This window comes from Arthrobacter sp. RIT-PI-e (assembly GCF_001187915.1).
Lineage (GTDB): Bacteria > Actinomycetota > Actinomycetes > Actinomycetales > Micrococcaceae > Arthrobacter_D.
On sequence record NZ_LGIU01000075.1, the window covers coordinates 1 to 3885 of the forward strand.

5 protein-coding genes and 2 pseudogenes are annotated in these 3885 nt (G+C 74.5%); 4 read left to right on the forward strand and 3 right to left on the reverse strand.

Annotated features, from left to right (window positions below; translation table 11 throughout):
- Positions 1 to 608, reverse strand: a pseudogene (locus AC792_RS10595) (alanine dehydrogenase); the annotation flags it as partial.
- A gap of 277 nt (positions 609 to 885) precedes the next feature.
- Between AC792_RS10595 and AC792_RS18030 the strand changes: the two are divergent.
- Together AC792_RS18030 and AC792_RS18035 are read left to right on the forward strand one after the other, a co-directional pair.
- On the forward strand, positions 886 to 1656 hold the full coding sequence (locus AC792_RS18030) for a hypothetical protein (RefSeq protein WP_326948056.1): 771 nt from the start codon (positions 886 to 888) through the stop codon (positions 1654 to 1656).
- Positions 1617 to 2129 carry a PucR family transcriptional regulator gene (locus tag AC792_RS18035; protein WP_326948058.1) on the forward strand — a complete coding sequence of 171 codons (513 nt, stop codon included), beginning with the start codon at positions 1617 to 1619 and terminating at the stop codon, positions 2127 to 2129. Before AC792_RS18030 ends, AC792_RS18035 begins: the two co-directional genes overlap by 40 nt.
- On the opposite strand, the gene AC792_RS10605 is transcribed toward AC792_RS18035, so the two are convergent.
- Positions 2126 to 2521 (reverse strand): excisionase family DNA-binding protein, encoded by a 396-nt coding sequence (locus AC792_RS10605; RefSeq protein WP_049830494.1) that lies wholly within the window; start codon positions 2519 to 2521, stop codon positions 2126 to 2128. The genes AC792_RS18035 and AC792_RS10605 overlap by 4 nt on opposite strands.
- Positions 2522 to 2612: 91 nt before the next feature.
- Between AC792_RS10605 and AC792_RS10610 the strand changes: the two genes are divergently transcribed.
- Positions 2613 to 2987 carry a DUF2256 domain-containing protein gene (locus AC792_RS10610; protein WP_049830496.1) on the forward strand — a complete coding sequence of 125 codons (375 nt, stop codon included), beginning with the start codon at positions 2613 to 2615 and terminating at the stop codon, positions 2985 to 2987.
- Here the strand turns inward: AC792_RS10610 and AC792_RS10615 are convergent.
- Complete coding sequence (locus AC792_RS10615) at positions 2970 to 3569, reverse strand: FGGY-family carbohydrate kinase (RefSeq protein ID WP_049830495.1); 600 nt, start codon at positions 3567 to 3569, stop codon at positions 2970 to 2972. The two genes, AC792_RS10610 and AC792_RS10615, sit on opposite strands and share 18 nt — an antisense overlap.
- An 81-nt stretch (positions 3570 to 3650) precedes the next feature.
- On the opposite strand from AC792_RS10615, the pseudogene AC792_RS18205 reads away from it, so the two are divergent.
- A pseudogene (locus AC792_RS18205) lies at positions 3651 to 3885 on the forward strand (hypothetical protein); the annotation flags it as partial.

Below are 3885 nucleotides of genomic sequence, written 5' to 3' on the forward strand. Positions count from 1 at the left end.
CGCCGGGAGATGTCGATGTCGGGGATGGTGCCCTCCGCCCCGGCCCCCCCGGCCATCGCCGTCGCGTTGGTCCCCGCGACCCCGGCCCCGAGCACCACCACCTTGGCGGGGCGCACCCCGGGCACCCCGCCCAGCAGGAGCCCGGGACCACCCGCGGGCGCGGTCATGACCTGGGCGCCCACCTGCACGGACAAGCGCCCGGCGACCTCGGACATCGGGGCGAGCAGGGGAAGTACACGCCCCTCCTGCACAGTCTCGTAGGCGATCGCCGTCACGCCGGCCTCGAGCAGGGCCCGTGTCAGCGCGGGTTCCGCCGCGAGGTGGAGGTAGGCGAAGAGGATGAGACCCGCCCGGAAGTGGCGGGACTCGGGCTCCCCGGGCTCCTTGACCTTCAGCACCAGGTCCGCGCGGTCCCACCCCTCGTCCGGTCCGTCCACGAGCGCGGCGCCCGCGGCCAGGTACACGGCATCCGGGATGGCAGAACCGGCCCCCGCCCCGCGTTCCACGAGGACCGTGTGTCCGTGCGCACGGAACTCGTGCACACCGGAGGCGGTGATGGCCACGCGGAACTCGTTGTTCTTCACTTCTCGGGGGACGCCGATGATCATGGGACTCGCTCCGGGGGACTCGCGCCGACTGGACGACTCCAGCGTAGGCAGACGCGGGGGCCGTGCCCGTCGGGGCGGAGGCGGTGCGGGTAACGACCTGCGCGACGGCTCGGGCCGGGACGTGCCCCGGCCCGCCGTCGCGGCGCGGAATGACGCGGTGCAGTACTGACGTGACGCGCATCACTACCAGCAGGGCACGGAAAATGCCATCGACATCTGTCGGATCCCCGGACTCCAGATGTCGCCCGGAGCGCGCCCGTCGGCCTACGCTGTGGGGATGCAGCCAGCCGTCGAGGACGTCGTCGAAGCGATCGCGCAGCGGCTCGGGCGCGGGCTGTCCCTCGAGGACCCCGACGGCGTCCTCCTCGCCTACAGCAGCCAGCAGGCCACGGCCGATCGGGTCCGGGCGAACTTCCTGCTCAGCAAGCAGGTCCCCGCCGACGTCAGTGAATGGCAGCTGCGTCACGGCACCGCCCGTGCCGTCCGCCCGGTGGTGGTTCCCGCGAACCAGGACCTGGGCATGCTGGGCCGGGTCTGCGTACCACTGCTGGTCCGGGGGTTCCGGGTCGGCTACCTCTGGGTGCAGCAGCAGTCCGAGGACGATCCACCCGAGGACATCCTCTCCGCCCTGCCGGCGGCCCGCCCCGCGCTCGACCGGCTCGCCGGCCTGCTCCCCGAGACCACCCCGGCATCCTCCGCGCCCGGGCGCGGAGGGAGGCCACGTTCCTCGCGGCGTGCCGCGGGATCGCCCCCGCCGTCGAGGAGCTCACGGGGCGGCGGGAGCCCGACGACGCCGGGCCCTGGTGCGTCGTCGCCGTCCGCGAACTGGACGCCCCTGCGCACCGTCGCTCGCGGCCGGGGGGCGGGGACGACGAGGACCCGCACGAGGCCGTCCTGCTGCAGCGCACCCTCGCGCTGCAGTCCACCGTGGGGGTGGCGCCCGTCCTCTTCAGCGCCGCGGCCGCGGACCACTCGGTGCTCCTGTGCTCCGCGAGGATCGGCACCACGGTGCTGGGGCAGGTGCAGGAGAAGTACCGCGCCGAGGTGACCAAGCGTGCGGGTCGGCCCGCCGCGAGGATCGTGTTCGGGGTCAGCGGGGACGTCCAGGACCTCCGCCGTCTGGAGGGGGCACTGCAGGAGGCCCGGTGCTGCGTGCAGGCGGCCGCGGGGGACCCGGTGATCGGGGGGATCGCCCGCTACGCGGACATCGGCGTGTACCAGTTCCTCGGCGCCCTGGGCTGGAACCCCCCTGCCCGGGGGAGCGGGCACTTCGCCGAGCTGGCCGAGGCCGATCGCGCAGGTGGGCTCCTGCCGGTCCTGGAACTGCTCTACGACAAGAACGGCTCCGTGCAGGACGTCGCGGCCCAGCTGCACCTGCATCGCAGCACCGTCTACAACCGGCTGTCCCGGGTGAGATCGATCATCGGCGCCGATCCGCTCGCCGGAACGGTGCGGCTGGAGCTCCATCTGGCCCTGAAGGCCCGGCGGTGGCGTTCCCGGCCGCGCTTCGACCAGGTCTAGGACTGCGCCGGGCCGGGGACCTGCTCCCGCCGGGGCTGGGCGCGGAGCCACTGCTCCACGTCGGTGCGCCGCAGGCGGCGGTGCGAACCCCGGTACTCGACGGCGAGCGTGCCGGCGTCCGTGAGTTTGCGCAGGTAGCTGTGGGAGATCCCGGCCAGTTCCGCGGCCTGCGAGGTGGTCAGCAACTCGGTCACGGAGCTGACCTGGACAGCGTCGCCGTCGGCGAGCCGCACCAGGAGGTCCACGACGGCGTCCTGCGCCGAGGCGGGCAGGCGGTGCGCCGTGCCGTCCACGAAGATGGTGACGTCCGGGCTGTCGGCCAGGGCGCGGTGCAGGGGCCCCGTCTGCTCGGGTGGGAGGGCAGCTGCGGATCTCGGGGGCCTGGCCGTCATGAGGTCATTGTGCCAGTCATCGCCGGTACCCGGATTGGGCGGACGGGCAGTTGCTGAGTAGGTTTCGGAGCATGCGAGATCAGTGGTCGTCATGAGTGCCTCCCCCGAGCCGAAGCACTGCCGATCCTGCGGCCGGCGGATCGAGTGGCGGAAGAAGTGGGAGCGGAACTGGGGCGAGATCGCCTACTGCAGCGATGCCTGCCGGTCCCGGAAGATCCGGCCGGTGGACCGGGAGCTGGAGCAGTGGCTCCTCGACCGGCTCGGGAGTGCACCGAGCGGCCGGGGCGTGGACCCGGCGGATGCCGGGCTCGCCCTCGACCCCCGGAACGCGTCCGACCTCCGCAAACCTGCCCGCAACGCCGCCCGGCGCCTGGTGAACCGGGGTCTCGCGGAGATGGGGCAGCGCGGCGTCGTGGTCGATCCCTCCACCGCGAAGGGCGAGGTGTCCCTACGGGCGGTGCGCTGAGGTCGTCGCCCCTCGTGACGTCGGCTCGGCCCGCCCGGTCCGGGTGGGTGCACGGGCCGCCGCGCGGATGCCCGCCAGCCCCGGGCCCGACGACGGCAGGCGGCCCGCGGACCTCGCCTGCACCAGGATGTTCCCGAGCGCCGTGGCCTCCACGGGTCCGGCGACCACGGGAAGACCCGTCCGTTCCGCGGTGAGCCGGCACAGCAGCTCGTTCTGCGAGCCGCCGCCCACCACGTGCACCACGTCGATGGACTGCCCGGAGAGCCTGACGGCGTCCTGGAGGGTGCGGGCGTAGGCGTCGGCGAGGCTGTCCAGGATGCACCGCACCAGCGCGGCCCGAGACGGCGGCGCCGGGTGCCCGGTCGCTTCCACCGCGCGCCCGATCCGGGCCGGCATGTCCGCCGGTGCCAGGAAGTCCGTGCTCCCGGCGTCGATCACCGGCCCGTCCGGAGGCAGCTCCGCCGCGGCGGCGAGCAGGTCCGCGAGCTCCGGTGCCGACCCTTCCGCGTCCCACTCCCGGAGGCACTCCTGGAGCAGCCAGAGGCCGCCGGTGTTGCGGAGGTACCGGACGGTGCCGTCCACGCCGCGCTCGTTCGTGAAGTTCGCCGCGCGGCTCCCCGCGGTGGGATTGGCACGTCGAGTTCCCCCCCCCCCAGGGACCGGGTGCCCGAGGGGGTGGACGCGAGGCCCCCCGCCCCCGCGGGGGGGGCGGCCACCGCCGACGCGGTGTCGTGCGACCCGACGGCGACGACGGCGGTGCTCCCCGGCAGTCCCGTGGCCGCGGCGACGGACGGCAGCAGCGTGCCGATGGTGGCCCCCGGTTCCACCAGCGGCGGGGAGCGCTCGGGGGGCAGGCCCGGGCGCGGTGAAAGGCCCGCCCGCCCCGCCGCCCGCCCGG